The sequence below is a fragment of the Streptomyces sp. T12 genome (genome assembly GCF_028736035.1).
In the GTDB taxonomy this organism is placed as follows: Bacteria; Actinomycetota; Actinomycetes; order Streptomycetales; family Streptomycetaceae; genus Streptomyces.
The window spans coordinates 5494040-5518932 of the sequence record NZ_CP117866.1 but is presented as its reverse complement, the minus strand read 5'-3'; the positions used below and the strand labels follow the sequence as shown (position 1 = coordinate 5518932).

Sequence of the window (24893 nt, the reverse complement as noted above, 5' to 3'; positions counted from 1 at the left end):
GGCGGCCGGTCGGCCGCCGCCCAACGCCTGTTTCAGTGCAGGCCCAACCGGCGCTGGTACGACGCCTTCGGTCCGGCCCGGTCCAGGATCGCGGCGCAGGCGGGGCGGGCCCCGCAGTCCGCGACGGGGTCGGCCGGGGTCAGGCGGGTGTTGGCCTTGAACGCGAGATCGTGCGGGTCGCCGCAGTCGGGCGCGGGCGGCCAGGCTCCGGGGTAGTCCCGGCGGGGCAGCCATTCGGGGACGGCGTCGTCCCAGAAGTTGCCCTGGTAACGGACGTTCCGCACCGGCCGGTTGCCCCACTCCTCGCTGCAACCGCCGATCGAAGCACGGTAGTTGTAGACGGCGTTGTGGCGCACGGTCATCCAGTTGCTGCTGTCGTCGGTGTAGATGCCGACGTTCCACACCCCGTACCGGCTGTCCGTGACCGCGTTGTCGCTGACGACCAGGCCGTCGGCGTGCGAGGTGCCCTGTTCGCCGCGCAGGTAGATGCCGCCGCCGTCGACCAGCAGCCGGTTGGTGGCGAAGACGCGGTTGCCGGTGATGCGGTTGCCGCGCATGAGACCGCGCAGGTCCTCGCTGGGGCCGGAGAGGATGCCGGTGTAGGGCACGTGGTCGACCTGGTTGTGCGCGATGGTCGTCTCGCTGCCGCCGGTGTCCCAGATGCCGGAGGCCGCGTGGTGGTCGGCTCCGATGTGGTGGATCCAGTTGTCGGTGATCCGGTTGGCGCGGTTGGTTCCCTTCGTGTCCGGCGGCAGGACGCCCAGCACGATGCCGCCGTCCGAGATGTCGGTGAAGACATTGCCGTCCACCACGTTGCGCGAGCTGTTCTCGGAGAACTCCAGCCCCTGCGCGCCGAGTCGGGTGAACCGGTTGCCCTGGAAGGCGATGCGCTCGGCGGTGCGGAAGGCGACGTTGCCCGGCACCGTGAGCGCCGTCATCTCCCCGCCCTCCCCCGGCCGCATGTACATGCTCCAAGCTGCGACGAACCCGGCGGGCTCGCTCGGCGCCAGCCAGGTCGCGTCGGCGAACGTCAGTCCCCGGAAGGCGATGTCGTGCACGCCGGTCCCACTGAGCAAGGTCTCCAGCTCGGGGGCGACCACCGGTGTGCGGCTCATGTCCTGACCGGGTGTGGGCCGGTAGAGCAGCTGATGGCGGCCGGGCCGGGAGCGGTCGAGGTACCAGCTCCCCGGCCGGTGCAGGAAGTCCGGGCCGTTCTGGACCTCGGAGGGCGCGCCGAGGGATTCCTTGCCGTACAGGTCGCGGGCGAGTTTCCAGCAGGCCTTGTCCATGGTGACCGTGGTCCTGTTTCCCGGCCCGCGGGAGACGCCCTGGACACCGCAGCGGCCCTCGGCGTAGTCGAAGCGGTACAGCAGTTCCAGATCGCCGGGGTTGCGCCAGGACCGGGGAATCCCGCTGGTGGTGGTGTATCCGGTGGCGGTCGTCCGCACCTTGCCGGGCAGTCCCGACCCCAGGCCCGCCCGCGCGGCCCGCTTGCCGCCGACGTAGAGCTGACGGGTGTCGAGATCCCCGACGTCCGCCCGCCACACCCCCTCGCGCCTCGGATCGGGCCGCCATCCGGCGACGGTCCGTCCACCGCTGAGCGTCACCGGCTCCTCGTACGACGTCCCGAAGCCGTACGCCTGATAGACGACGCGATGCCCGCCCCGGCCGGAGTCCCCGGCGTCCCGCGACATCCTGAGTGGAGCGGTCAGCCGGTACGTCCCACCCCGCAGGTTCACCACGATGTCCGAGCTCATCCCGGCCGTCCGGCCCCGCACCTCCCGCTGGGCGCGGGCCGGCGTCGCGAACGGACGCTCCGACGTGCCCGGCCACGCGTCATTCCCCCAGGGCGCCACGTACAGCTGCTGCGCAACCGGCCGCCCACCCGCCGCCGACGCCGGGGGTGGGGCCGCCCAAGTCCCCCCGGCCACCACAACCGCTGTCGCCGCCGCTGCCGTCACCGCCCTCACTGCCCTCACTGCCCTCGCCGATACGACCGGCCCGACCCGCAGGTCCGCCATGTTCCCGCTCCTCCCGTTCGCCGGACGCGTCCATCGTCGACCGGGGGCGGCACGACGCGCGTCGGCCGATCGTCGCTCGCTGTGCGTCTTTGGTCGCGGTTCCGGATGCCGATGTGTCCGTCCGAAGACGGAGGATGGTGGCGGGTGTGGCAGGTGTGGCAGAGCAGCGAAGCGGCAGGTGGACGTCGGGGCGTCAGCCGGCGCCGCCGAGCCAGTACCCGAAGCCACGGCGCGTATGGATCAGAGCCGGCTCCCCGGGTTCGCGGTCCACCTTGCGGCGCAGCCGCGAAACCAGCTTCTCGATCGCCTCGTTGGCCCGGAAGTCGTCCCAGACATGCCGGCCGATCTGCTCCTTCGACAGCACGCACTCGGCGTTGACGAGCAGATGCCGCAGCAGGCGGTACTCGGCGGGGGTGAGGTCGAGGGCCCGTGTGCCGCGGCGGGCGCGGCAGGTCGCGTCGTCCAGGACGAGGTCGCCGTAGCGGGGCTGGGCCGCCTGCCGTTCGGGGCGTCGGCGGCGCAGCAGGACGTCGACTCTCGCCAGGACCTCCGCGATACGCAGCGGCTTGGTGACGTAGTCCTTCTCGCCCGGGCCGAGTTCGGGGACGAGGCGGTGGAGGGAGTCGCAGGTGGTGAGGAAGAGCAGCGGGGGGTGGCTCGGGAGCGGGGCGGCGCGGGGGGAGGGGGAAGTCTGGAGGGAACGGGAGGTCTGGAGGGAGCGGGAGATCGGGGGCAGACGCGCGAGGTGAGGGAGCAGTACGGCGTCCCACACCGCCAGGTCGAAGCGGTGCTCCGTGAGCCGGCTCATCCCCTCGGCGCCGGTGCCCGCCGTGCCGACCCGGTAGCCGGCCAACTCCAGGGTGGTGCTGAGCAGTTCACTGTCTCCCGGATCGTCGGCGACGACCAGGACCCGCTGTCCGTCCCCGCGTGGCGGCGAGGGTTTTTCCAGGAGGTTCGAGAGGTTCGCGTTCATGGCGACGCCCTTCGTGTGGGGACGTGAGGGGGGATGCGCGGGGGCGAGGGCAGGGCGGGGGGGTGCGTTGTGCGCCGGAAACGGGTCGTCAGGCAGTGGGGGCGGACAGGCCCAGGGCCGGGTCGGCCGCCACCTCGGCGTGGGTGACGAAGTCGTCGACCAAGCGGTGGAAGAGTTCGGCCAACCGCCGCAGGTCGTCGTCGGACCAGTCGGCCAGCGCCATACGCATACCGACGCGGCTCGCCTCCCGGAAGCGGTCCACGGCCGCCCTGCCCGCCTCGGTGAGTTCGAGGCGCTGGGCCCGCCGGTCGTGCGGGTCCGCGGCCCTGACCACATAGCCGGCCCGCTCCAACTGCTGTACCTGGCGCGTGACATGGGACGCCTCCACCGCCAGCAGCCCCGCCAGCACGCCGGGCCGCATGGGTTCGGTTTCGGCGAGGCGGCGCAGGATCGCCACGGCGGCCCGGTCGAGGGTCAGACCGGCCATGGCCATCAGGTATTCGTGCTGTCTCGCCCGGCCCGCCAGGTAAGCGACGCGGGTCAGGCACTTCTCGATCTCCACGATGTCCGCCGGGACGGGCAACGCTGCTTCGGATGACGGTGCGGCCATGCCTCCACCGTACCGCAAATGCTTGCTTGACTTAAGTAACCCATTCATGCTTGCCTAAGTTAAGCAATGAAGAGCACCGCCGGGCCGGTGACACCGACCGCGTCCGCGTACCGCCGCACCTCGGATCCACGCACCTCGGATCCACGCACCTCGGATCCACGCACCTCGGATCCACGCACCTCGGATCCCCCCCAAGATCACCGCACCTCACGAGAGAGATCCAGCTCATGGCAACGATGAAGACCGTCCGGACCGGCGCCAAGAACGAGATCGACGTCGTCGACGTCGAGCGCCCCACCCCCGGCCCCCGGGACGCCCTGGTGCGGATCCGCGCCTGCGGCATCTGCGGCACCGACACCTTCTTCCTGCACCTAGGCGGCACGCCCCTCGGCGCCGACGGCTCGATGCGCTCCCTCCCCCTCGGCCATGAGCCCGCCGGCGAGATCGTCGAGGCCGGCGCCGAGGTCAGCGCGCTGAAGGTCGGCGACCGCGTGGTCGTCAACCCGCAGGGCGTGCCCTCCGGGATCATCGGGTGCGGCGGCGCGCACGGGGCCATGAGCGAGTTCCTGCTGATCGAGGAGGCGGAGGTCGGCAGAAACCTGGCCGTCTTCCCAGGTCACGTGCCCTTCGACGTCGCCGCCCTCAACGAGCCGATGGCCGTCGCCCGGCACTGTGTCAACCGCTCCGAGGCGACGCCGGCCGACAAGGTGGTCGTCTTCGGAGCCGGGCCCATCGGACTGGGCGCCGCCATCTGGCTGAAGCTGCGCGGAGTCGAGCACGTGGTCGTCGTCGACATCATCCCGGAGCGGCTGGAGACCGCACTGGCCGTCGGTGCCGACGCCGTCGTCAACTCGGCGCAGGAGAACGTCACCGAGCGGCTCACCGAGCTGCACGGCCAGGCCGCCAACGCGCTCGGCCAGCCCCGCGCCGGCACCGACATCTACATCGACGCCGCCGGTGCGCCCGCCGTGTTCCAGGCCGTCGTCGACTCCGCCAAGTGGGGCGCCAAGATGGTCATGGTCGCCGTACAGAAGAAGTCCGACGCCATCGATCTCGGCGGGATGCTCCGCAGTGAGCTCACGCTCATCGCCTCCCAGGGGTATCCCACCGAGATCTTCGAGGTCACCGCCGAGCTTGCCGAGCATCATGAGCGGTTCGCGCGGCTGATCAGCCACCGCGTGCCCTTCTCGGCGGTGGAGGAGGCGTTCGGGCTGGCCATGACGCCGGGGGCCGCGGAGAAGGTCGTCGTCACCTTCGACGCATAGAGCGCGGTCACCGCATCGGACAGGAACCCAGCTCATGGCCCCGCTCATGGCTCCACTCATGGCCCCTCCCCTGATCGACAACGTGCAGCAGCTGGCGCGGTGGCCCGGGGTGCTGCTGGCCGGTGTCTCGTGGGCGGCGTTGATGTGGCGCCACCGCCGGCCGCGCACCACCGTGCTGGTGACCACCCTGGGCGCCATGGCGATGGCCGGGCTCGGCTACCTCCTCACCGTCCTGCTGCTCGGGCCGCTGATGATCGCCCTGTACAGCCTGGCGCTGCGCACGGACCGGCGTACCGCGAACGCCTTCGCCTTCACCGGCATCGCCCTGCTGATCGGCACGACCCTGATCTTCGACCCCTACGACGAACCCCTGTCCCTCAAGCTGCTCGGCCCCGCCGCCTGGCTGCTGCTGCCCACCGCGCTCGGCACCATGGCCCGGCTGCGCGGCGCCTACCTGGAGGCCGTGCAGGCCCGGGCCGAGCACGCCGAGCGCACCCGGGAGGAGGAGGCCCGGCGCCGGGTCGCGGAGGAGCGCATGCGCATCGCCCGTGATCTGCACGACGTCGTCGCCCACCACCTCGTCCTGGCCAACCTCCAGGCCGGCGCCGTGGCCCGCATGCTCCCCGGCCGGCCGGCGGAGGCCGGGCGGATCACCGACGAGCTGACCCGTACGACCGTCTCGGCCCTGCGCGAGCTCAAGGCCACCGTCGGCCTGCTGCGGCACCACACCGACGACGCCGACGACCACGCGCGGCCCACCCCGGGGCTCGACCGGCTCCCCGAGCTCACGGACTCCTTCGAGGGCGCCGGGCTCAAGGTGACCGTCACGACCGAGGGGCAGCCTCGGCCGCTGTCCGCGGGTGCGGACCTCACGGCGTACCGGATCGTGCAGGAGGCGCTGACCAACGTCACCAAGCACGCCGCCGACCGTGCGGCCGAGGTGCGGCTGTCGTACGGCGCCGACCGGCTGGTGCTGGTCGTCAGCAACGGCGGCCGGGCCGGGCAGCCCGCCGACTCCCTTGTCGGGAGCGGTGGTTACGGGAGCGGTGGTTACGGCCTCCTCGGGATGCGTGAACGCGCGCGGTCCGTCGGCGGCCGGATCCGCATGGGGCATCGGCCCGAGGGCGGCTTCGAGGTGGTCACCGAGCTGCCGTTGCCGCCCCACTGAGCCCACTGAGCCCACTGAGCCCAATGAGCCCTATGAGCCGACCAATTCCACTGCCCGTGCTCGACCCGCTGCCCCCCTCACGCCCCCACCCCACTCACCCCCTCACCCCACTGAACCTGTGAACCAGCCCCTTGATGGAGGTCCCGCCATGTCCCACGCCCTCACCCGCCCCGCCGACGCGGAGAGGAAGTCCGCCGCGCCGAACGCCATCGTGGCGGTGCTGGCCCTCGCCGGGATCGTCGTCTCGCTGATGCAGACCCTGGTGATCCCGATCGTCCCGGAGCTGCCGAGGCTGCTGGACGCCTCGGCGTCCAACACCGCCTGGGCGGTCACCGCGACGCTGCTCGCCGCCGCCGTCGCCACACCGGTCGTGGGCCGCCTCGGCGACATGATCGGCAAGCGGCGGATGCTGCTGACCAGCATCGTCCTGCTGGTCGCCGGCTCGGTGGTGTGCGCGCTCGCCGACTCCCTCGTCCCGATGATCATCGGTCGCACCCTGCAGGGCCTCGCCGCCGCCGTCGTACCGCTCGGCATCAGCATCATGCGCGACGCGCTGCCGCCCGAGCGGCTGGCCGGGTCGACCGCGCTGATGAGCGCCTCGCTCGGCGTGGGAGGTGCGCTGGGCCTGCCCGCCGCCGCGTTCATCGCCGACAACTGGGACTGGCACATCCTGTTCTGGACCTCGGCCGCGCTGGGCGCCCTGGCCTTCCTACTGGTCCTGCTGATCGTGCCCGAGTCCAAGGTGCGCACCGGCGGCCGTTTCGACCTGGTCGGCTCGCTCGGCCTGTCCGCCGGACTGGTCTCGCTGCTGCTGGCCGTCTCCAAGGGCGGTGACTGGGGCTGGACCAGCGGCACCACCCTCGGCCTGGGCGCCGCCGCGGTCGTGATCCTGCTGGCCTGGGGCTGGTGGCAGCTGCGGGCCGCCCAGCCGCTGGTCGACCTGCGCACCACCGCCAAGCCCCAGGTGCTGTTCACCAACCTCGCCTCGGTCGCGCTCGGCTTCTCGATGTTCGCCATGTCGCTCGTCCTGCCGCAACTCCTCCAGCTGCCCGAGCAGACCGGCTACGGCCTCGGCCGGTCCATGCTGACCGTCGGCCTGGTGCTCGCGCCGCAGGGCCTGGTGATGATGGCCATGTCCGCCGTCTCCGCGGCCGTCACGAAGGCCAAGGGCCCCAAGGTCACCCTGATGATCGGCGCGCTGATCGTGGCCGCCGGGTACGGCCTGAACATCGTGCTGATGAGCGAGGTGTGGCACCTGATCCTGGTCTCCTGCATCATCGGCGCCGGCGTCGGCTTCACCTACGGCGCCCTGCCCGCCCTGATCATGGGCGCCGTCGCCCCCTCCGAGACGGCCGCCGCCAACAGCCTGAACACCCTGATGCGCTCCCTGGGCACCTCGTTCGCCAGCGCCATCGCGGGCGTCATCCTGGCCCAGATGACCACCGACTTCGGCGGCTACGCCCTGCCCTCGGAGAACGGCTTCAAGGTCGTCATGGCCATCGGCGCGGGAGCGGCCCTGCTGGCCTTCGCCCTCGCCACGCTCATCCCGAGGCAGCGCACCGCCGCCACCGCCGACCGGCCGTCCGCCGAGGGCGAGTCCGGGCGGGCTGTCGTCAAGGCAGGTCAGGGCGGCTAGGGCAGCTAGGGCAGATTGAAGAAGATCATGGGGTTGTGGTGGCTGTCCCGCAGGGGCAGCCCGAGCGCCACGGACCGCTTGACCTCCCTCAGGCGGTCGTAGATCTCCGGGGCATGAGCGCGGGACGCCGTGAAGTACGGCGTCCCGCGCTCGCTCAGCCGGCGCAGCACCACCGCGCCCTCCGTGAACGGCAGCGCCCGGCTGCCGTGGAAGACGTCGTGGACGCAGACCGGGATGCCCGGCGTCAGGCGCGGGAACAGGTACTGGACGTACCAGCGGGCGAAGCGCGCGGAGTGCGCCGCGTCGATGAAGAGGAAGTCGGCTGCGTCGGGGATCTTCGCGAGGTTCTCGCGGGCGTCGCCCTGGGTGAAGGTCCAGCGGCCGGTGCAGAGATGGTCCGGAACGCCCCGTACGACGTTGTCCGTGATGTCGTACGAGTGGAGGTGGCCGGTGCCGTTGTCCCGCAAGGCCTGGAGTATCCAGGTCGTGGACCAGCCGTGGAAGGTGCCGATCTCCACGACCGTCTCGGGGCGGCTCTCGCGCAGCAGGAGGTAGGTGATCTCCGCCTCGATGTCGTCGAGTTGCGCCTTCATCGGCTTCGGGGGCGCGAGCAGCCGGCGCTGCTCCTCGCGGACGCGGTCGAGGTCGTCGGCGTAGGTGCGGTAGAGGTCGCTGATGTGGTCGAGGTCGATCTGCTGGGGCCGTTGGGGCTGTTGGGGCTGTTGCGCATTCATGCGCGGACGGTAGAAGGGCGCTTTATGGGGATACGTCACGCTGGGGTGCCAACTGCGATGTCGTACTGCGGTATTACGGCAGCTCGCGCGGGAGTCCGGCTCAGGACCCGTCCTCCGGGCTCACCAGCCCCGACTCGTAGGCGAAGATGACGAGTCGGGCCCGGTCGCGGGCGTCGAGCTTGGCCAGGAGACGTGTCATGTGCGTCTTGACGGTCTGCTCGGCCACGACCAGTTCACCGGCGATCTCGGTGTTCGACAGACCCCGCGCGACCAGATACAGGACGTCCCTCTCGCGCGGGGTGAGACCGTTCAGCTTCAGGCGGGTCTCCCTGCGGCGGGCGGGGCGGCGCCGGGTGAAGTCCTCGATGAGGCGGCGGGTCACCGACGGGGCGAGCAGCGCGTCGCCGGCCGCCACCACCCGTACGGCGTGCAGGAGTTCGGCGACCGGGGCGTCCTTGAGGAGGAAGCCGCTCACGCCGGCGGCCAGCGCCTCGTGCACGTAGTCGTCGAGGTCGAAGGTCGTGAGCATCAGCACCTTCGGGCGGTGCGTGACACCGGGCGGCGGGTCGAGGAGGTGCCGGGCGGCCTCCAGCCCGTTCATGCCGGGCATCCGTACGTCCATCAGCACCACGTCGGGATGCGTACGACAGCAGATCTCGACGCCGAGCGCGCCGTCGGGGGCCTCGCCGACCACGTCGATGTCGCTCTGCGCACAGAGCAGGGCGGCGAACCCGGAGCGCACCATGTCCTGGTCGTCGACGATGACGAGCCGGATCACACCGGCCGTCGTACGGGACCGGCCGCCGTCCTGCTGTGACATCGACGTACTCCTGAGGCAGAGGGGGACCAGGCCCCACTGTCGCGCTACGGCGCCCGGTCCCGCTTCGGCCGAACGGCCAGCGCCGCGGGCCCCCGTCGGCGCGCGCCTCCGCCGAACGGACGAGGTGCCGGTACCGGTCGGGAATCGCGGGGCCGAGTTTCGCGGTTCACGAGTCACGACCGGCGAAGAGCCGAAGAGCCGAAGAGGAGCCGAAGATGTCCGACGCACCGGCCGAACCCCCCGTACGCGAACTCCGCCTGGTGGTCACGGCGGCCGACTACGACGAGGCGTTGCGCTTCTACCGGGACGTGCTCGGCCTCCCCGAGCGCGCCGCGTTCTCCTCCCCCGACGGCCGGGTCACGATCCTCGACGCCGGCCGGGCCACGCTGGAGCTGACCGACCCGAACCACGCCGAGTTCATCGACGAGGTCGAGGTCGGCCGACGGGTGGCAGGCCACATCCGGGTCGCCTTCCAGGTGGACGACTCCACGGCCACCACGGCCAGGCTGGCGGCAGCAGGAGCGGAGGTCCTCGCGGAACCCACCCGCACCCCCTGGAACTCCCTCAACTCACGCCTCGAAGGCCCCGGTGCCCTCCAGCTGACGCTCTTCACGGAGCTGGATGAGCTGGACGGGCCGGATAAGCCGGACGGGTCGGACGGGTCGGATGACGCCGCTGAACGCGCGTAGATCCCCGAGAACCGGCGAGCACAAGCGGTTTGACGCTTCCTGGAGGAGCTTATTCGCCCCTTTCGGTGATAATTGGGGCATGAGTACGGCGACGTTTGTACTAGCGGCCACGTCGAGTGAAGTACTCAACGTGATCGCCGCTTTCGCGGGTGGCCTGTTCATCGCAGGCGCACTGATCTGGGCCGTTTCGCTCGGCATGCGGGTCCGCGACCGAGAACTGCCGCGGCCGCGCCCCGACGAGCAGCCGCACCTTCCCGACACCGGTCCGGTCCATGAGATGCGCGAGATCAGGGAACCGGACGAAGTGCCGCACGCGGAGGGCAGGGAACGGCTCCTGCCGCACGAACTGCACCACGCGGGCAGCAAACGCAGCGAGGACCAGCACCGCAGGCGATGGCTGCCCGGAAAGAGCGGAGCCTTCGGCGGGGGCGGGCTGGGGCACGGCTGAGCCCGGGAAATGCGGGCGACGGGAACAGCAGCCCGATGTCACCCTGTCCGGACGCGCGCGTGGATGCGTACGAGTGACGAGTCCGGGCAGGGGGCGGATTGAGCAGACGACGCTACGTGGCCAGGGGCGTCCCCGGCGGTTACCGCATCTGGGACAACCACGGCCGCCGTTTCTGGGGCGACCTCTATGAGCTCTGCCCCGACGACCTGCTGACCGAGCTCAACGGCCACAAGGACCCGACCAGGATCAGCGAGTTGCTGAGGCGTTACCGCGCGTTGAAGCGCTAGCGCGGGGGACGTCCGGGGCCATGGCGAGCGCCAGGATCACGAAGAAGTCGACGCCCACCATGATCACCGACCACACCGGCGTGTACGGCAGGAACAGGAAGTGCAGCACCATGCTGAGGGACGCCACGAAGATGCCGGTGATCCGAGCCCACCAGGCGCCCTTGAGGATGCCGTAGCCGACGCAGGCGACCACGGCACCCAGGCCGAGCAGGATCCAGCCCCACGCGGTGAGGTTGATCTCGAAGACGTAGTCGCCGATACGGCCGTAGACGTCGTCCTCGGCGATCGCGGAGATGCCCTGGAGGATGGCCAGCAGCCCGTTCACCAGCATCAGCACACCGGCGAAGACGAGCCCGCCGGTGACCCAGCCGGGGGTGGGTGCGGGGGCGGGGGCGGTTCCGGCAGCCGAAGGCCAGGTTGCCTGGGACGCGGCGGGGCCAGGCGGGCTATGGGCTGCGTCGGTTGCGTGCGACTGCGGCTGCGGCTGGCTCATGGCTGCCGTACCCCCACTTCTCGCGTGTCCCGCGATCGGGTTCTGCGGTCGAGTTCTGCGGTCGGTACGACGATCGGTGGGCCCCGGGGTGGCCACCACGGGGGAAGGGCCGATCGGGTGATGCCCGGAGCCCCGGAGTGCGGACGGCGACGCACGGATCTTCACTGAAGGAACCGGACCGGAACCGGACCGGAACCGACCCGCTGGAGGCGCCATGCCCGGTCACCGAACGCGGTGGACGACAGCCGCGATCCTCACGGCGACCGCCACCGTGGCCGCCACCCTCACCCTGACCTCCTGCAGCGACGACGACACGCCCTCCTCGGTGGCCAGCAAGGCGGCATCGGCCTTCGCCTCGGCGACGGCGGAGGCGGGCCATCGGCTGGACGACATCAAGGGCGGCATCGACGCCAAGGACGCGGTGAGCCTGGGCGACCCGACGACCAACGCGGACGGCCGTACGACCGTGGAGGTCACGGCGGAGAACACGACCGACTCGACGAAGTCCTTCGGCGTACAGATCAACTTCCGCGACGAGGACGGCAATCTGCTGGACGCGGCCGTGGTGACCGTCTCGGACGTGGCAGCGGGCCAGACCGGCACGGGCACGGCACGCAGCACGCGCGACCTGGGCGGTGAGGTGAAGGCGGAGGTGGCCAGGGCCCTGCGCTACTGACCTGTCACGGTGATGTCGATCTGCTCGCTCATCGCGCTGACCCCGTTCAACGTCGCCGTCGCCTGGAGGCGGCCCGCGCCGGAGGGGAGGGCCCGGGCCGGGACGCAGGACCACGTACCGTCAGGCGCGGCGGTGGTCGAGCAGACCTCCTCCTCCTGCGCGTCGCGCACCGTGACCTGGGCTCCCGGGTAGGCCGTCCCGGACGTCTTCGGCAGCGCGCCCAGCGGCACGCCCGACTGGGGGCGGGACAGGACCGGCGCCGGCAGCCCGACCGTCACGGCGCAGGTGCCCTTCTGCCGCACGGTGCCGTTCGCGTCGCGCAGGACCAGGGCGCAGTCGGGGAGCCGGGTGCCGGGCTCGGCGTCGGCGGGGACCGCCAGGACGAAGGGGAACGTACGGCCCTTCCAGCCCGCCCATGCCGACGCATCGGCTGCCGACCCGGCCGCCGCGGGCGCCCCCACGAACGTGTACGTCCCGCTGATCCCGCCCAGCGTGACCGCCCCTCGGTACCCGCCCGCGGCGAACGGGGTACCCGTCACTCTCGTCTGCGCCGGCGCCGTCAGGGTCAGTACCGAGCCCTCGCCCAGCGGCACCCCCTCGTAACCCCCGACCTCGACGATGCCCTCCCGTCCGGGCTCGATGGTCGCGGTCGCCCACAGGTCACGGCCGACCGATCGGATCGGGCCTTCACCGCCGTAGGCCGTTGCGGCCATCGCTGCCATCCCGGCCACAGCGACCATCGCGGCCACGACCATCGCGCCCGCAGCGGCGAGCAATCCAAAGATCGTCGTCTTCCAGGACCTGCTCATCGTCGGCGGAGCTCCTCACACACGCATCGGTGGCACCCCTGCCCGCGATTCTCGCGGTCTGCTCCCGCAGGGACACGTGCTGTTCGGCCGTACGGGCAGCGTTCACTCGTCCGGCTCCGGCCCCGACACCGGGTGCCGTACGGCCCTCCTCACGTCCTCCTCGACCTGGTTGCGCGCGGCGCCCTGTTCCTTCGCGTACTCGGTCACGGCGCTCTGGACGTCACGGGCGAGGTCGCGCCAGGCGCGCCAGGCGGTCTCGTACGTGTCGGTCTGGAGCTCGGTCCACGGTGTGTGGGCGGGCGGCCCGTAGTGGTCCCGTAGCTCCTCCACCCTGCTGTGTGCCTGGTCCGCCGCCCGCTGCATGGCGACCAGTTCGTCGAAGGTGCGTGCCACGCGTCCGGATCCTTGGGCAGCGGGCGGGCGCTGCCCGGTTCGCCACGCGAGCGACCCGCGCCTCTCACTCGGACGGCGTCGGCACGTGCCGCCAGCCGGGCCTGCACCGGCCTGCACGGGCCCGCACGCGCAGGCGATGCTTTACGGAGCCGATGCCAAGTCAAAAGGTTCCGCACGTCACGCGATCCGTACCTCCGTACGACCCCGGCCCGCCCTCCCTCCAGGGCGGGACCTCGGCCCACCAGGCAGGAGGCAGCACGGTGCGCTTGACGCGGCAGGCAACCGGAACTCTCTTCGTGGGCGGCGCTCTGAGTCTCACCCTCGTCGCCCTCGCCTATCCCCCGATGCTCGGCGTCAGTACCGTCGCCGGCTCCCAGACCCGTGTCATCGCCCAGACCTCGACGGGCCCGCTGACGGAGGCCGACCGGGACTTCGTCGTCAAGGTCCGGGCGGCCGGTCTGTGGGAGTACCCGGTCGGGAAGATGGCCCTGCGGAAGGGCACCACCAAGGCGGTGCTGACGGCCGGTCAGCACCTGGTCGCCGGGCACACCGCGCTGGACGCCGGCTGCCGCAGGGTCGCGGCGCGGCTGAACATCACCCTGCCCAACCGGCCCAGCCCGCAGCAGCAGGGCTTCGTCGCGACGCTCAGCGCGGACACGGGCAGGCAGTTCGACAGCGACATGGCGAACATCCTGCGCGTCACGCACGGCCAGATCTTCACCACGATCGCCAAGATCCGGGCCACGACCGAGAACACCCTGGTCCGGCAGCTGGCCGAGCAGGCCAACAACACCGTCCTCGACCACATCACGGTCATGGAGAAGACGGGGTTGGTCGACTTCGACCAGGTCCTGTTCCAGGAGACGACCCCGCCCAAGCTCCCGGCCCAGGACCTGACCCCGCCACCGCCGGCGGCGGGCGAACCGCAGACGGTGCTCAAATGACCTACGCCAGCCAGACCGTCGTGTCCGGCCCCAGCACCCGCCCCTCCAGCGGCCCGCTGCCGATCAGCACCTCCCCCGGCGGCAGCTCGACCGCCGCACCGGAGAGGTTGGCCACGCATCGCCAGCCGTCCGAGCGGGCGAAGTGCAGGACCCCCGGCGGGCTGTCCGGGGCCCACTCCAGCTCCTCTCCCGCCAGCAGCTTGCGGCGCAGGCGCAGGGCCGCGCGGTAGAGCTCCAGGGTGGAGCCCTCGACGCCGTCCTGGGCCTCGACGGCGTACGACGCGAAGCCCGACGGCTGGGGCAGCCACGATCCGCCCGCGCCGAAGCCGTACGACGGTCCCGTCGTCGTCCACGGCAGCGGCACCCGGCAGCCGTCGCGGCCCTTGCGGACGCGCCCCGTCTGTTCCCAGATCGGGTCCTGGAGGACCTCGGAGGGCAGGTCGGCGACCTCGGGCAGGCCGAGTTCCTCGCCCTGGTAGACGTACGACGAACCGGGCAGCGCGAGCATGAGGAGGGTCGCGGCGCGGGCGCGGCGCAGGCCGGCGGACTCGTCGACGGCCGGTGCGTGGCCGCCGGACAGGAGCCAGGCGTTGTCGTCGGTGCCGGGCGGGAGCATCAGGCGGGAGGTGTGGCGTACGACGTCGTGGTTGGACAGGACCCAGGTGGCGGAGGCGCCGGCCGCGCGGGCCGTGGCGAGCGAGTCGGTGATGACCCGCTTCAGCTCCTCGGCATCCCAACCGGCTTGCAGATACTCGAAGTTGAAGGCCTGGCCCAGTTCGTCCGGGCGGGCGTACAGGGCGCGGCGGGCGGCCGGGTTCACCCAGGCCTCGGCGACCGCCATGCGGGGCGGGCGGTAGGCGTCGAGGATCTTGCGCCAGTCGCGGTAGATCTCGTGGACCTCGTCGCGGTCGTAGAAGGGGTGGGTGCCGGGCTCGAACCGCGGGAGCGCGTCCTCGTGGCTCAGCTCCGGGGTGCCGAGGTCGCGCAGCGGCTCGCTCAGGTCCTTGGCGAGCGCGTGGGCCACGTCGACGCGGAAGCCGTCGACGCCGCGGTCGGACCAGAAGCGCAGGGTGGTGCGGAAGTCGGCGCGGACCTCCTCGTTCTCCCAGTTCAGGTCGGGCTGTTGCGGGGTGAACAGGTGCAGGTACCACTGGCCGTCGGGGACCCGGCGCCAGGCGCTGCCGCCGAAGACGGACTGCCAGTCGGTGGGTGGGAGTTCGCCGTGCGGGCCGCGGCCGTCGCGGAAGACGTAGCGGTCGCGGGCGGGGGAGCCGGGGCCGGCCCGCAGCGCCTCCTGGAACCAGACGTGCTGGTGGGAGGTGTGGTTGGGGACCAGGTCGACGATGACTTTCAGGCCGAGGCGGTGGGCCTCGGCGGCCATGGCGTCGAAGTCGTCGAGGGTGCCCAGGCGCGGGTCGACGTCGCGGTAGTCGGCGACGTCGTAGCCGCCGTCGGCCAGCTCGGAGGGGTAGAAGGGGCTGAGCCACAGGGCGTCGACGCCGAGGGCGGCGAGGTGGTTCAGGCGCTGGGTGACGCCTTTCAGGTCACCGAGCCCGTCGCCGTCGCCGTCGGCGAAGCTGCGGGGGTAGACCTGGTAGATGACGGCCTGGCGCCACCAGTCGGGGTTGCGGGACGAGAGGTCGGGGGTGTCGGGCGTGGTGCGGACGGTCACGCGGACTCCTCGCGGGTGTGTACGGGCGACGGTGAGAACTCTGTCCACTTGGCCGGAAAAGCGAACACCACGAAGTGCGGAGTAGATCATTCCCCGTGTGATGGAATTGTGATTGCTGTTTGAACTAGCGTTGCGTTCCCGCAGGTTGACAGCGTTCTCCTGTCGCCCGACGATGTGCTCACACTGTGGCGCATGTGACCAGTGAGCCCAGTGATTCTTCTTCGACCACTCACCCCCCGATGGGATACGCATGTCCATAGCGAGACGTGTCATGGCGCGACGCCTGCTGGGGACGGGCGCCGCGTCGCTCGTTCTCTGCGCTGCCGGCGTCGCCTCCGCCTCCGGCGCCTGGGCCACCGGTTCGCACGGCGGCGGCGACGGCTGGAAGTCCGGCGGCACCTACCACCCCGGCACCGGCGCCGGCACGGAGACGGCCACCGACCGCTGCCAGTTCTCGCTCGACGGCACGAACTTCTACGACTCGGTCAAGGTCGACGACCAGAACCTCAAGGTCACCGACGACGGCAAGGTCCACATCACGGTCCGCGCCGCCGCCGACGCCACGACCTGCACCGCCTCGCTCGCCTCCTACCTCGCCCACGGGCCGACCTTCGCCACCTCCGGCGAGCAGGTCTTCGTCGACTTCGACACGGTCACGGTGAAGCCGGGCCAGACCGACACCCTCGACATCGCCGTCCCGGACGCGGGCTGCTTCGCGCAGATCGACCTGTACCGGGGCGCGGTGAAGTTCGACGGCAAGCTCGACGCGAACGACGGCTTCGTCCACGGCGACCTGCCCAAGGGCCCGGACCGCCCGGTCATCAAGGACAAGCTGATCGCGGCCTGGAACGGCGGCACGAAGGACTGCACGACCGAGCCGCCGGCCACCGAGGAGCCGCCGACCACGCCGCCGGCCGAGCCGTCGGAGCCGCCGACCGAGGAGCCGTCGACCCCGGCGGAGGAGACGACGCCGCCTGCCTCGGAGACCCCGTCGACCGAGACCCCGACCCCGGAGCCCTCCGAGTCGACGTCCGCCCCGGCGCCCTCGCCCAACGGCGGTGACGGCGACCTCGCCGAAACGGGCGGCAGCAGCGCGACCGGCCCGATCGCCATCGGCGCGGTGGTGCTGGTGGCGGGCGGCGCGGCGTTCGTCGTGGCGTCGAAGCGGCGTCGCGCGGCTCGCTCCTGATCGCCCCTTCCCGACACGAACGCCCCGGAATTTCCGGGGCGTTCGCACGTCTCAGGGCAGGTCGAGCCTGTCCTGTTCACGCAAATGGCGGTGTCTATCGCTCCACCGTCGTCAGATACAGCTTCACGAAGCGGGCCACGTCCACGTCCAATGCCACGTCCACCAGCGCCTGTTCGCGCATGCCGGTGTGGATCTCGGACTCGCCGGGGCGGGCGCGGCGGTCGACGATCGTCTGGCCCCGGGTCGGGCCGGGGGCGAGGGAGACCTCGACGGGGAGGAGGCTGGTCGTGATGCCCGCCGGGTCCACGACCGTGCAGACCGCGCCCGCGTCGCCGATACCCCCGGCCTCGGAGTCGGCGGCGACGTCCGGGGTGGCCGGGCGGTGAGCCAGCAGGTCGCCGGCGAGACGGGCGCCGGGCTCCGCGCTCGCCCGCAGGCGCCGTACGTCCGCCCCGGGGACCACGACCCGCTGGAAGACGTCCAGGCCGTACATGGTGATCGGCACCCCGGCCGTGAGCGCGATCGCGGCCGCCTCCGGGTCGTGCCACACGTTGAACTCCGCGACCGGTGTGGCGTTCCCGGTGGCCACCGCGCCGCCCATGAAGACGATCCGCTCGATGTTGCCGGTCACCTCCGGGTGGGCGCGCAGCAGCAGGGCGATGTTGGTCAGGGGCGCGGTGGGGATCAGGGTGACCGGGCGCGGGGACGCCAGGATCTCGCGGCGCAGCAGCGTCACCGCGTCCACGTCGGCCGGGGCGCGGGTCGGGGCGGGCAGGCCGATGTCGCCCATGCCGTCCTCGCCGTGCACGTGCCGCGCCGAGCGCGCGGGCTCGATCAGCGGGCGTCCGGCGCCCCGGGCGACGGGGATGTCCGGGGCGCCGGCCTGCTCCAGGACGGTGAGGGTGTTGCGTACGACGCCGTCCACGTCCGTGTTGCCCGCCACACAGGTGACCGCGCGCAGGTCGAGCCCCGGGTGGCGTACCGCGAACAGCAGCGCCAGAGCGTCGTCGACTCCGGTGTCACAGTCGATGATCACCGGGATGGGCGGCCCTTCGGCGTTCGTCACGGCGAGGCTCCTGACGCGGTTGCGGTGGCGGGCTCTACGAAAACGACCTTACGGTGTGATGTAGGTGGAGTGCGTCGCCGTATGGCGTCGTCGTGCGGTTCCGTGCGTGCGGCGTCATGCGGCGTCTCCCCGGGCATCCCACAGCTCGGGGCCGCGCGCCGCGACGCGGGCGGCGATCCGGGCGAGCAGCTCCGCGGCGGGTACGGCGCCCGGCCTGCGCCCGTCCCGCAGCCGTACGGCCGCGAGGTCACCGTCCGCCTCGGCCTCCCGCTCACCGATGACCGCCTGGTACGGCACGAGGCGTGCCGCGCGGATGCGGGCGCCCAGGGTGCCGTGTTCAGGACCGGCGATCTCCGCGCGCAGCCCCTCCCGGAGGGCCTGGCGCAGCAGCTTTTCCCCCTTCTGGCTCTGTGCCTGCGACACGGGCAGGATCAGCAGCTGCACGGGGGCGAGCCAGGCCGGGAAGGCGCCGCCATGCTGTTCGATGAGGTGGGCGACGGCTCGTTCGACGCTGCCGATGATGCTGCGGTGGACCATGACCGGGCGGTGTTTGGCGCCGTCGGGGCCGATGTAGTGCAGGTCGAAGCGTTCGGGCTGGTGGAAGTCGATCTGGACGGTGGACAGGGTCGCCTCGCGGCCGGCCGGGTCGGTGATCTGGACGTCGATCTTGGGGCCGTAGAAGGCCGCCTCGCCCTTGACCGCCTCGTACGGGATGCCCGAGCCGTCGAGGACCTCGCGGAGCAGCGCGGTGGCCCGCCGCCACAGCTCGGGGTCGGCGACGTACTTGCCGCCGCCCTCGCCCTCGCCCTGGCCCTCGTCCGGGAGGGAGAGGCGGTGGCGGGCGGCCCGGATCCCCAGATCGGCGTAAGCGCGGGCGATGAGTCGCAGGGCGGCGCCGGCCTCCTCCACCGCCTGGTCCAGGGTGCAGAAGATGTGCGCGTCGTTGAGCTGGATCGACCGGACGCGGGTCAGACCGCCCAGGACCCCCGACAGCTCCGAACGGTACATGCCGCCCAACTCCGCCATGCGGAGGGGGAGTTCGCGGTAGCTGTGGGAGCGGGAGCGGTACATCAGCGCGTGATGGGGGCAGAGGCTGGGCCGCAGCACCATCTCCTCCGCGCCGAGCCTCATCGGCGGGAACATGTCGTCGCTGTAGTGCGACCAGTGCCCGGAGATCTCGTACAGCTCCCGCTTGCCGAGGACCGGTGAGTACACGTGCCGGTACCCGGCCACCCGCTCGGCCTCCCGGACGTACTCCTCCAGGGTGTGCCGTACGACGGCCCCGTCGGGCAGCCAGTACGGAAGTCCCGTGCCCATCAGGGGGTCGGTGTCGAACAGGTCGAGTTCACGGCCGAGCCGGCGGTGGTCGTGCATGGCTACTCCTCCAGGTGAACAGACGAGCACCCACGACAAAGCCCCGGGGCACTCGCCCCGGGGCTTCGGATTCGCTCAGATGTCAGCGCGGCGCCGGGACGGGGTCCGGCGTCGTCGTGAGAGACGGGTTGGCGCGCTGCATGGGGCGACGGTAACAGCGGGTGGATGGGGGCGCGATTGATTTTCACGATTCACATCACCAGCGTGAAGTCACATGGTTACGCTCAGCCACAGAACGGACGCAACGACGCGCAACGTCAGCCTTGGGGGTGCCCGCCTTGGTTCACATCCGCCAACTCGATCCCACCGCTTCTCCGTTGGACTACTTCGGCTTCGAGCTGAGGAGAAAGCGGGAGGAGGCCGGGCTGACGTTGAAGCAGTTGGGCTCGGTTCTGTTCTGTTCGGGGTCGCTGATCGGCCAGATCGAGACGACGCTGAAGGTGCCGACGCGGGATTTCGCCGAGCGCGTGGACGCGGCGCTGATGACGGACGGGTACTTTTCGAGGCTCGTGGGGTTGGTTCTGCGGAGCCAGTTGCCTACGTGGTTCCAGCCGTACGCCGACATGGAGGCGAAGGCGACCTACATCTCCACGTATCAGTGCCAGTTGGTGTACGGGCTTCTGCAGACAAGGGCGTACGCGAAAGCGTTGCTGAGGGTGGACCACCCGGACAGGGTCGAGGAGATGGTCGCCGCCCGCATGGAACGGCAGCGCGTCCTGGCGCGCGAACAGCCGCCCGCGGTGTGGGTGGTCCTGGACGAGTCGGTGCTGTACCGGATGGTCGGCAACCGGGGCGTCATGCGCGAGCAACTCGCCCACCTGCTGAGCTTCCGGAACAACCAGTCGGTGCACATCCAGGTGCTGCCGTACTCCGTAGGAGCGCACACCGGGATGATGGGCTCGTTCACCCTCCTGCGCTTCGACGATCACCCCGATGTCTTCTACTGCGAGAGCTACGACCAGGGGCACATGACCGCCAACCCGCAAGTAATCAGGGAACGTTCGGTCGGTTACGCTCGCTTGCAGGCCGCCGCCTTCTCGCCGGAGGATTCGGCCGACCTGATCGCCCGCGTGATGGAGGAACGCTATGGACACCAGCAAGCAGCTGAAGGCCGCGACGTGGCGTAAGTCCAGCTACAGCGGCACCAGCGGCGGTGAGTGTGTCGAATGCGCCGCGCTCGGCTCCGCCGCCTGGCGCAAGTCCTCGTACAGCGGCACCAGCGGCGGCGACTGCGTCGAGGTCGCCGACCTCACCCCCCACGTAGCCGTCCGCGACTCCAAGAACCCCGAGGTCGACGCCCTCACCCTTGCCCCGGAGGCTTACGTCGCCTTCATCGGCTACGTCGGCTCGGGCAACGGCGCCAGGCCCGGTATCTCGGCGCGGTAGCGGTTCACGGCCGACCAGGACGTCTCGGGCTCGGTGGCGAGTTTGGCGCGGGCCGTGGTGAGACGGTCGACCGGGTCCGGGCCCGCGAGGCGCAGCCAGTCGAGGCTGGCGGCGACATCGCCCTCGGTGAAGGTCCGCATAAGGGTGGCCCCCAGGGCCAGATAAGCCCGTACCTGGGTCACGGCGTGAGCCACGTCGTACTGGTCGGGGTCGACGGGCGGGGCGGCGCCGATGGCGGCCTCCCACTCGTCAGCGGTGACCGCGGCCTGTGATGCGTCGGCGATCCACCGGGCGGCGCGTGGGGCATGGGCGCCGCTCAGCGTGGCGGCGTACCGGGTCTGCGCGGAGAGGACGGACCGGGCGTCGTCTTCGATCAACTTTCGCGACAACTGCCGCAGGTCGACTCTCAAGCGCAGGGCACGTTCGGTGGCCAGGCTCGTCACCGCCCGCAGCAGGTCCCGCGGGAGTCCGCCCGACAGCACCTGGCACAGCCACAGATACGGCCCGGGCAGCCAAACGCCCCGCAGTTCGAGGAGCGTGCGCGCCTGGCCGAGGCTGAGCGGGCGTACGGCGACCACGCGGTCGAAGGCGCTGTCGAAGGCGGTGCGCACATCGAGGACGTGCCGACCGAAGGTGGTCAGCGCGTCCTCGGACACGGCGACGAGGAAGTGGCAGCCGCGGATCCCGAAGACGACCTTGAGGTCGTTGAGGAACCGCTCGGCGTCCTGCGAGCTGCCCAGCTTGTCGAGTTCGTCGATCCCGATGACCACACGCCCGCCCGACTGATCGCGGTCCCGGGCGACCTCGGTGAGGAAGGCACGGAAACGGGAGACCAGTTCGGGGTAGGTGAGCACCTGCTGGGTGTGCTGGACCTGGGAGCCGTCGGCCAGTTGGAGCCCGCCCGGAAGAGCGAGCTGCGCGTTGCGGGTGCGCAGGAACGTCAACTGGTAGTGCAGGGTGCGCAGATGGGCGGCGGCCAGCACGTCGGTGTGACGCGGGTTTCCGCGACGGCGCCCCGCCCCTTCCGCCGGTAGGGACAGGGACACCGCCCACGCGATGCCCGCGACGGTGAGCACGACACCCCCGGCGATCACCAGCGCCTTCGCATGCCCGGTGACCGCCTCCGCGGCCGCGGTGAGTTCGGGCCACAGAAGCGTCACGACGGTGATCAGAACGCCTGCGGCCACCATCAAGGCGGCACCCACATGCTGTACGAGGTTCCTGCGGCGCACCGGATCCGGGGCTTGGTGACCGTCGTCCCCCGGATTGCTGCCGGTGACCCGCCGGCACACCTCCGCGAACAGATGGATCAGGAACTCCCGGGGGTCGTACGAGGTCGGGGCGGGCGCCAGGACGAGCAGGTCGTCGGCGGCGGACAGCGGGCCGGAAGTACAGAACCGCTGCATGAGACTGGACTTGCCCACCCCGCGCTGCCCGCTGACGCCGATGCTCGCGCTCTCCAACTCGCGCAGGTGGAAGGCGATCTCATCGGCCGCCTCCGTGCCCACGAACTGGTCGGAACGCCGTGAGCCGGTGAGCCGCGACGGGGCGATCGCGGGCAGCGCGGGCACCGTCCCCGTGTCCGTACCCACCCTGAGCCGGCCCCGGATCAGCGGCATGACACCGTCCCGGGCGACGACCGTCAGCCAGGTCTGCCGGGCCTCGAACGCGGCTCCACGATGGTGGCGGATGGCCGGGAGTTCGGGCCAGGCGTCGGGGTCGTCGTCCAGTACGGCGCGGGCGCGGGCCACGTGAGGGCGGGCGTAGAGCCAGGCGACGAGGAAGAAAATGTCTGCTGCCGCTGTGATCGCCGCGATGGTTCCGAGCGAGCCTTCGGGGAGGAACGGGGACAGGGCCCAGGGCGTAGAGGTGTAGAGGGCCAGAACGGCGACGATCATGTAGATGAAGCGCCGGGAAGCCGGCGTCGCCTCCAGTCGGGCGGCGAGAAGAAGGGACAGACAGACCCCGGCCGCCACCGCGACCACGCCTGCGCCCACCTCCAACTGGTCCGCGCCGGTCAGCAATCCGACGGCTGCGCACACGATGCCCCCGGCCAGCAGCGCCGCGAGCCCGTAGAGCCGCGCCGTCGTGGAGTTCGCCCAGACGCTCACGCCCAACGCCTCGCTCATACGCTGCCTGGCTTTGCGGTACCGCTCGTACGCCTCGGCACCTTTGTCCGCGGCGGCGCGCAGTTCGTTGGTCAGCACCTCGTCGGCCAGCCCCGCGATGTGCTCCCTCTCGCGCGCGTACCTCTCGGAGCTGCCGTCCGACGTGAACGCGAGGTAGGCGACGGACTCCGGCAAGGTCAGAACCTCGGCGCGTATCTCTTTCTGAAAGCGTTCCGTGGCGCGGACGCGGGCCAGTCGGTCCGTCCCCCCGCCCAGCAGGGCCTCGCGGGCCAGGCTGTGGCGGAAGGTGTAGCAGCCGGCGCCGTATCCGTCGGCCGGTACGAGCAGTCCCTGATCCAGCGCCTCGGCCAGGAAGCGGCCGAGGCGCAGCGGCAGTTCCCCGTCGAGGACCAGCCCGAGGTGGGTCAGGCGGTAGCGTCCCCAAGGTGTGCGGGTCAGCAGGACGGTGGTGAAAAATCCCAGCGAAGTCGCCGCCCACACGAACCACGGCAGTCCATGACCGCCCGTGGTCCCGCGTCCCGGGTCGGACAGCAGACCGATCGGGAGGCACGCGAGTGCAGTGACCGCGCTCGAAGTGAGCAGCGCTACCCACAGGTCGGAGTGCAGGTCACCGGCTCGGTGAGCTCGGCCGGGTTCGGTGTTCGGCCCGGTGATCATGAGTACGAGTCCCGCGATGACGCCGATCGCCATGAGGCCCATCGAGAACCACGTGCCGGAGAGAACCCACTCCGGATCCAGGATGAAGGCCATGCCGATGGGCAGGCCGATCAGCCCCGCACCGAGAATCGTCGCGAGTAGCCAGAAGGCGGCTCCACGAAGCGGCACCAGCGTCAGCAACGGCCGACGCCCGAGACGCCGGGGCTCCTGGTGCGAGATCACCGGTGTCAGGAAGGCCAGATAGCCGAAGATGACGTACATCCCCGAGAGGCTGCTCGCGAGCCCCCGGTCCGCCGCCAAACCGACAAGGGCGGGAATCCCCAGCAACGCGGCGGTCACATAGGCCACCGCCCACGACGAACCGTACTTACCGGCCATCCGCCACCACAGCAGCAGGCCGTCGGCCTCGCTGCCCGTTGCGTCGGCGACCAGTTCGAGGCGGCGCCTTCCGTCCGTGCCCCAGCCCTCGATGCGGACCGTCGGATCGGCCGTGTCCCAGATCCGCCGCCGTACGGCAGCAGCGTCGGGCAACTCCCTGCGGTCGGTGAGCTCTTCCGGGTCCCGGTGCCGATGCCCTTCGTAGCCACTTGCCGCGAGCGAGAGGAACCACGGTGAGGAAAGGGCCTCGGCAAGCGGACCGGACGGGTCGTCCTCGACGGCCGTGGCGACCGGCTCCCATCGCTGGGCGTCGACCGCACGCAGCTCGGCGGCGACGTCCTGCGCCCACAGCGGCCGCAGCGTCACCGTGGTGCCCACGCCGGGGCCGAGGAGGTCAGCCATGTCTTGGTAGGCGTCGGTGCGGCAGGTCAGCACGTACCCGGGGAACCCGTCCAGCCAGCGCATCAACAGGGGTACGCAGGTGGCCCGTTGAGAGTCGGGAAGCTCGTCGAGGCCGTCGAGTACCGGAAGCAGTCGACGGGCCGCCGTCAAACCCCTCACATGGTCCGCTTCCACGCCGTAACGGTCCGCGACGCGTGAGATGAACCAGTCCTGCACACTCTGCGACGCGGGTTCCCATGAGGAGAGGCCGACCATGACGGGCACCGGGCCCTCGTCGAGCAGCACGGGAACCAGTCTGCGGGCAGCGGTGGTCTTGCCCGTCCCCGCGTCGCCGAGGATGACCAGGCGCTTGTCGTGCAGGCCCCCGAATATGGCCGCGATGCTCTGCCCCGCCACGTGCGCCGCCATTCCCGCCGAAGCCATGCTGAACGGTGGGTACAGCGGTCGTCCCAGCCCCCGGAGCTGTTCGGCCTCCACCGCGCGGACCGCGTACAGGAGGAGCTCGGAGGCGGCCGGATGAGCCGAACGCCCACGGGAGCGTTCCATCCACCAAGCGCCGATGGCGGGCAGGACGAGGCCTATGAGAACGACCGCCACGTTGCGCCAGATGTCCGTCGTCACCCACGCATCCTCCCCGACCGACCCGCACCCGCGGGGCCCGAATCGGCGATCCG

General features: G+C 71.1%; 23 protein-coding genes. 11 read left to right on the top strand and 12 right to left on the bottom strand.

Going from position 1 to position 24893, the window contains the following annotated elements:
• Positions 1-32: 32 nt before the first annotated feature.
• The 3 genes from PBV52_RS24765 to PBV52_RS24755 form a co-directional block, all read right to left on the bottom strand.
• Positions 33-2021 carry a right-handed parallel beta-helix repeat-containing protein gene (locus PBV52_RS24765; protein WP_274241172.1) on the bottom strand — a complete coding sequence of 663 codons (1989 nt, stop codon included), beginning with the start codon at positions 2019-2021 and terminating at the stop codon, positions 33-35.
• A gap of 193 nt (positions 2022-2214) precedes the next feature.
• Positions 2215-2994, bottom strand: coding sequence for a response regulator transcription factor (locus PBV52_RS24760; RefSeq protein ID WP_274241171.1), 780 nt, complete (start codon positions 2992-2994; stop codon positions 2215-2217).
• Between the two features lie 88 nt (positions 2995-3082).
• Entirely contained in the window at positions 3083-3604 is a 522-nt protein-coding gene (locus PBV52_RS24755) for a MarR family winged helix-turn-helix transcriptional regulator (RefSeq protein ID WP_274241170.1), read from the bottom strand.
• Between the two features lie 227 nt (positions 3605-3831).
• Between PBV52_RS24755 and PBV52_RS24750 the strand changes: the two genes are divergently transcribed.
• From PBV52_RS24750 to PBV52_RS24740, 3 genes are all read left to right on the top strand, one after another.
• Positions 3832-4869 carry a zinc-binding dehydrogenase gene (locus PBV52_RS24750; protein WP_274241169.1) on the top strand — a complete coding sequence of 346 codons (1038 nt, stop codon included), beginning with the start codon at positions 3832-3834 and terminating at the stop codon, positions 4867-4869.
• Positions 4870-4927: 58 nt separating this feature from the next.
• Positions 4928-6037: a sensor histidine kinase gene (locus PBV52_RS24745; protein WP_274241168.1), complete on the top strand. Its 1110-nt coding sequence runs from the start codon at positions 4928-4930 to the stop codon at positions 6035-6037.
• A 148-nt stretch (positions 6038-6185) separates the two neighbouring features.
• Entirely contained in the window at positions 6186-7673 is a 1488-nt protein-coding gene (locus tag PBV52_RS24740) for an MFS transporter (protein ID WP_274241167.1), read from the top strand.
• 5 nt (positions 7674-7678) lie between these two features.
• Here the strand turns inward: PBV52_RS24740 and PBV52_RS24735 are convergent, their stop codons facing one another.
• Positions 7679-8407, bottom strand: a complete 729-nt coding sequence (locus PBV52_RS24735) for a class I SAM-dependent methyltransferase (RefSeq protein ID WP_274241166.1) — start codon at positions 8405-8407, stop codon at positions 7679-7681.
• Positions 8408-8507: 100 nt separating this feature from the next.
• Positions 8508-9227, bottom strand: coding sequence for a response regulator transcription factor (locus tag PBV52_RS24730; protein ID WP_274241165.1), 720 nt, complete (start codon positions 9225-9227; stop codon positions 8508-8510).
• Positions 9228-9442: 215 nt separating this feature from the next.
• On the opposite strand from PBV52_RS24730, the gene PBV52_RS24725 reads away from it, so the two are divergent.
• The 3 genes from PBV52_RS24725 (at position 9443) to PBV52_RS24715 (ending at position 10651) form a co-directional block, all read left to right on the top strand.
• On the top strand, positions 9443-9916 hold the full coding sequence (locus PBV52_RS24725; RefSeq protein WP_274241164.1) for a VOC family protein: 474 nt from the start codon (positions 9443-9445) through the stop codon (positions 9914-9916).
• Positions 9917-9995: 79 nt separating this feature from the next.
• Entirely contained in the window at positions 9996-10364 is a 369-nt protein-coding gene (locus PBV52_RS24720) for a DUF6479 family protein (RefSeq protein WP_274241163.1), read from the top strand.
• Between the two features lie 98 nt (positions 10365-10462).
• Complete coding sequence (locus PBV52_RS24715; RefSeq protein WP_274241161.1) at positions 10463-10651, top strand: hypothetical protein; 189 nt, start codon at positions 10463-10465, stop codon at positions 10649-10651.
• Here PBV52_RS24715 and PBV52_RS24710 read toward each other — a convergent pair.
• The gene (locus tag PBV52_RS24710; protein ID WP_274241159.1) at positions 10611-11144 is read right to left on the bottom strand and encodes a hypothetical protein; all 534 of its coding nucleotides are present in this window, start codon (positions 11142-11144) and stop codon (positions 10611-10613) included. The two genes, PBV52_RS24715 and PBV52_RS24710, sit on opposite strands and share 41 nt — an antisense overlap.
• Positions 11145-11358: 214 nt before the next feature.
• Between PBV52_RS24710 and PBV52_RS24705 the strand changes: the two genes are divergently transcribed.
• Positions 11359-11820, top strand: coding sequence for an FxLYD domain-containing protein (locus PBV52_RS24705; RefSeq protein WP_274241157.1), 462 nt, complete (start codon positions 11359-11361; stop codon positions 11818-11820).
• Here PBV52_RS24705 and PBV52_RS24700 read toward each other — a convergent pair.
• The gene (locus tag PBV52_RS24700; RefSeq protein ID WP_274241155.1) at positions 11814-12629 is read right to left on the bottom strand and encodes a carboxypeptidase regulatory-like domain-containing protein; all 816 of its coding nucleotides are present in this window, start codon (positions 12627-12629) and stop codon (positions 11814-11816) included. The genes PBV52_RS24705 and PBV52_RS24700 overlap by 7 nt on opposite strands.
• A 102-nt stretch (positions 12630-12731) precedes the next feature.
• Positions 12732-13022, bottom strand: a complete 291-nt coding sequence (locus PBV52_RS24695; RefSeq protein ID WP_274241154.1) for a hypothetical protein — start codon at positions 13020-13022, stop codon at positions 12732-12734.
• A 296-nt stretch (positions 13023-13318) separates the two neighbouring features.
• Between PBV52_RS24695 and PBV52_RS24690 the strand changes: the two genes are divergently transcribed.
• Complete coding sequence (locus PBV52_RS24690) at positions 13319-13966, top strand: DUF4142 domain-containing protein (RefSeq protein WP_274249548.1); 648 nt, start codon at positions 13319-13321, stop codon at positions 13964-13966.
• A 1-nt stretch (position 13967) separates the two neighbouring features.
• On the opposite strand, the gene PBV52_RS24685 is transcribed toward PBV52_RS24690, so the two are convergent.
• The gene (locus tag PBV52_RS24685; protein WP_274241152.1) at positions 13968-15638 is read right to left on the bottom strand and encodes a glycoside hydrolase family 13 protein; all 1671 of its coding nucleotides are present in this window, start codon (positions 15636-15638) and stop codon (positions 13968-13970) included.
• A gap of 250 nt (positions 15639-15888) precedes the next feature.
• On the opposite strand from PBV52_RS24685, the gene PBV52_RS24680 reads away from it, so the two are divergent.
• Positions 15889-16827, top strand: coding sequence for an LAETG motif-containing sortase-dependent surface protein (locus tag PBV52_RS24680; protein ID WP_274241151.1), 939 nt, complete (start codon positions 15889-15891; stop codon positions 16825-16827).
• 94 nt (positions 16828-16921) lie between these two features.
• Here the strand turns inward: PBV52_RS24680 and PBV52_RS24675 are convergent, their stop codons facing one another.
• Positions 16922-17893, bottom strand: a complete 972-nt coding sequence (locus PBV52_RS24675) for a nucleoside hydrolase (protein ID WP_274241150.1) — start codon at positions 17891-17893, stop codon at positions 16922-16924.
• A gap of 114 nt (positions 17894-18007) precedes the next feature.
• A complete protein-coding gene (gene thrS / locus PBV52_RS24670; RefSeq protein ID WP_274241149.1) occupies positions 18008-19267 on the bottom strand; it encodes a threonine--tRNA ligase in 1260 nt (419 codons plus the stop codon).
• Between the two features lie 278 nt (positions 19268-19545).
• On the opposite strand from thrS, the gene PBV52_RS24665 reads away from it, so the two are divergent.
• Both PBV52_RS24665 and PBV52_RS24660 read left to right on the top strand, forming a co-directional pair.
• Positions 19546-20394 (top strand): helix-turn-helix transcriptional regulator, encoded by an 849-nt coding sequence (locus PBV52_RS24665; RefSeq protein WP_274241148.1) that lies wholly within the window; start codon positions 19546-19548, stop codon positions 20392-20394.
• A complete protein-coding gene (locus tag PBV52_RS24660; protein WP_274241147.1) occupies positions 20354-20653 on the top strand; it encodes a DUF397 domain-containing protein in 300 nt (99 codons plus the stop codon). The genes PBV52_RS24665 and PBV52_RS24660 overlap by 41 nt, the downstream gene beginning before the upstream one ends.
• Here the strand turns inward: PBV52_RS24660 and PBV52_RS24655 are convergent.
• A complete protein-coding gene (locus PBV52_RS24655; RefSeq protein ID WP_274241146.1) occupies positions 20605-24840 on the bottom strand; it encodes an NACHT domain-containing protein in 4236 nt (1411 codons plus the stop codon). The genes PBV52_RS24660 and PBV52_RS24655 overlap by 49 nt on opposite strands.
• Positions 24841-24893 lie beyond the last annotated feature (53 nt).

What these genes read in the sequence shown, in the direction of transcription:
- PBV52_RS24765 (WP_274241172.1), bottom strand. Translation starts at nt 2,021, where the DNA reads ATGGCGGACCTGCGGGTCGGGCCGGTCGTATCGGCGAGGGCAGTGAGG.
- PBV52_RS24755 (WP_274241170.1), bottom strand. Translation starts at nt 3,604, where the DNA reads ATGGCCGCACCGTCATCCGAAGCAGCGTTGCCCGTCCCGGCGGACATC.
- PBV52_RS24735 (WP_274241166.1), bottom strand. Translation starts at nt 8,407, where the DNA reads ATGAATGCGCAACAGCCCCAACAGCCCCAACGGCCCCAGCAGATCGAC.
- PBV52_RS24745 (WP_274241168.1), top strand. Translation starts at nt 4,928, where the DNA reads ATGGCCCCTCCCCTGATCGACAACGTGCAGCAGCTGGCGCGGTGGCCC.
- PBV52_RS24660 (WP_274241147.1), top strand. Translation starts at nt 20,354, where the DNA reads ATGGACACCAGCAAGCAGCTGAAGGCCGCGACGTGGCGTAAGTCCAGC.
- PBV52_RS24740 (WP_274241167.1), top strand. Translation starts at nt 6,186, where the DNA reads ATGTCCCACGCCCTCACCCGCCCCGCCGACGCGGAGAGGAAGTCCGCC.
- thrS (WP_274241149.1), bottom strand. Translation starts at nt 19,267, where the DNA reads ATGCACGACCACCGCCGGCTCGGCCGTGAACTCGACCTGTTCGACACC.
- PBV52_RS24705 (WP_274241157.1), top strand. Translation starts at nt 11,359, where the DNA reads ATGCCCGGTCACCGAACGCGGTGGACGACAGCCGCGATCCTCACGGCG.
- PBV52_RS24700 (WP_274241155.1), bottom strand. Translation starts at nt 12,629, where the DNA reads ATGAGCAGGTCCTGGAAGACGACGATCTTTGGATTGCTCGCCGCTGCG.
- PBV52_RS24760 (WP_274241171.1), bottom strand. Translation starts at nt 2,994, where the DNA reads ATGAACGCGAACCTCTCGAACCTCCTGGAAAAACCCTCGCCGCCACGC.
- PBV52_RS24680 (WP_274241151.1), top strand. Translation starts at nt 15,889, where the DNA reads ATGTCCATAGCGAGACGTGTCATGGCGCGACGCCTGCTGGGGACGGGC.
- PBV52_RS24720 (WP_274241163.1), top strand. Translation starts at nt 9,996, where the DNA reads ATGAGTACGGCGACGTTTGTACTAGCGGCCACGTCGAGTGAAGTACTC.
- PBV52_RS24725 (WP_274241164.1), top strand. Translation starts at nt 9,443, where the DNA reads ATGTCCGACGCACCGGCCGAACCCCCCGTACGCGAACTCCGCCTGGTG.
- PBV52_RS24730 (WP_274241165.1), bottom strand. Translation starts at nt 9,227, where the DNA reads ATGTCACAGCAGGACGGCGGCCGGTCCCGTACGACGGCCGGTGTGATC.
- PBV52_RS24750 (WP_274241169.1), top strand. Translation starts at nt 3,832, where the DNA reads ATGGCAACGATGAAGACCGTCCGGACCGGCGCCAAGAACGAGATCGAC.
- PBV52_RS24710 (WP_274241159.1), bottom strand. Translation starts at nt 11,144, where the DNA reads ATGAGCCAGCCGCAGCCGCAGTCGCACGCAACCGACGCAGCCCATAGC.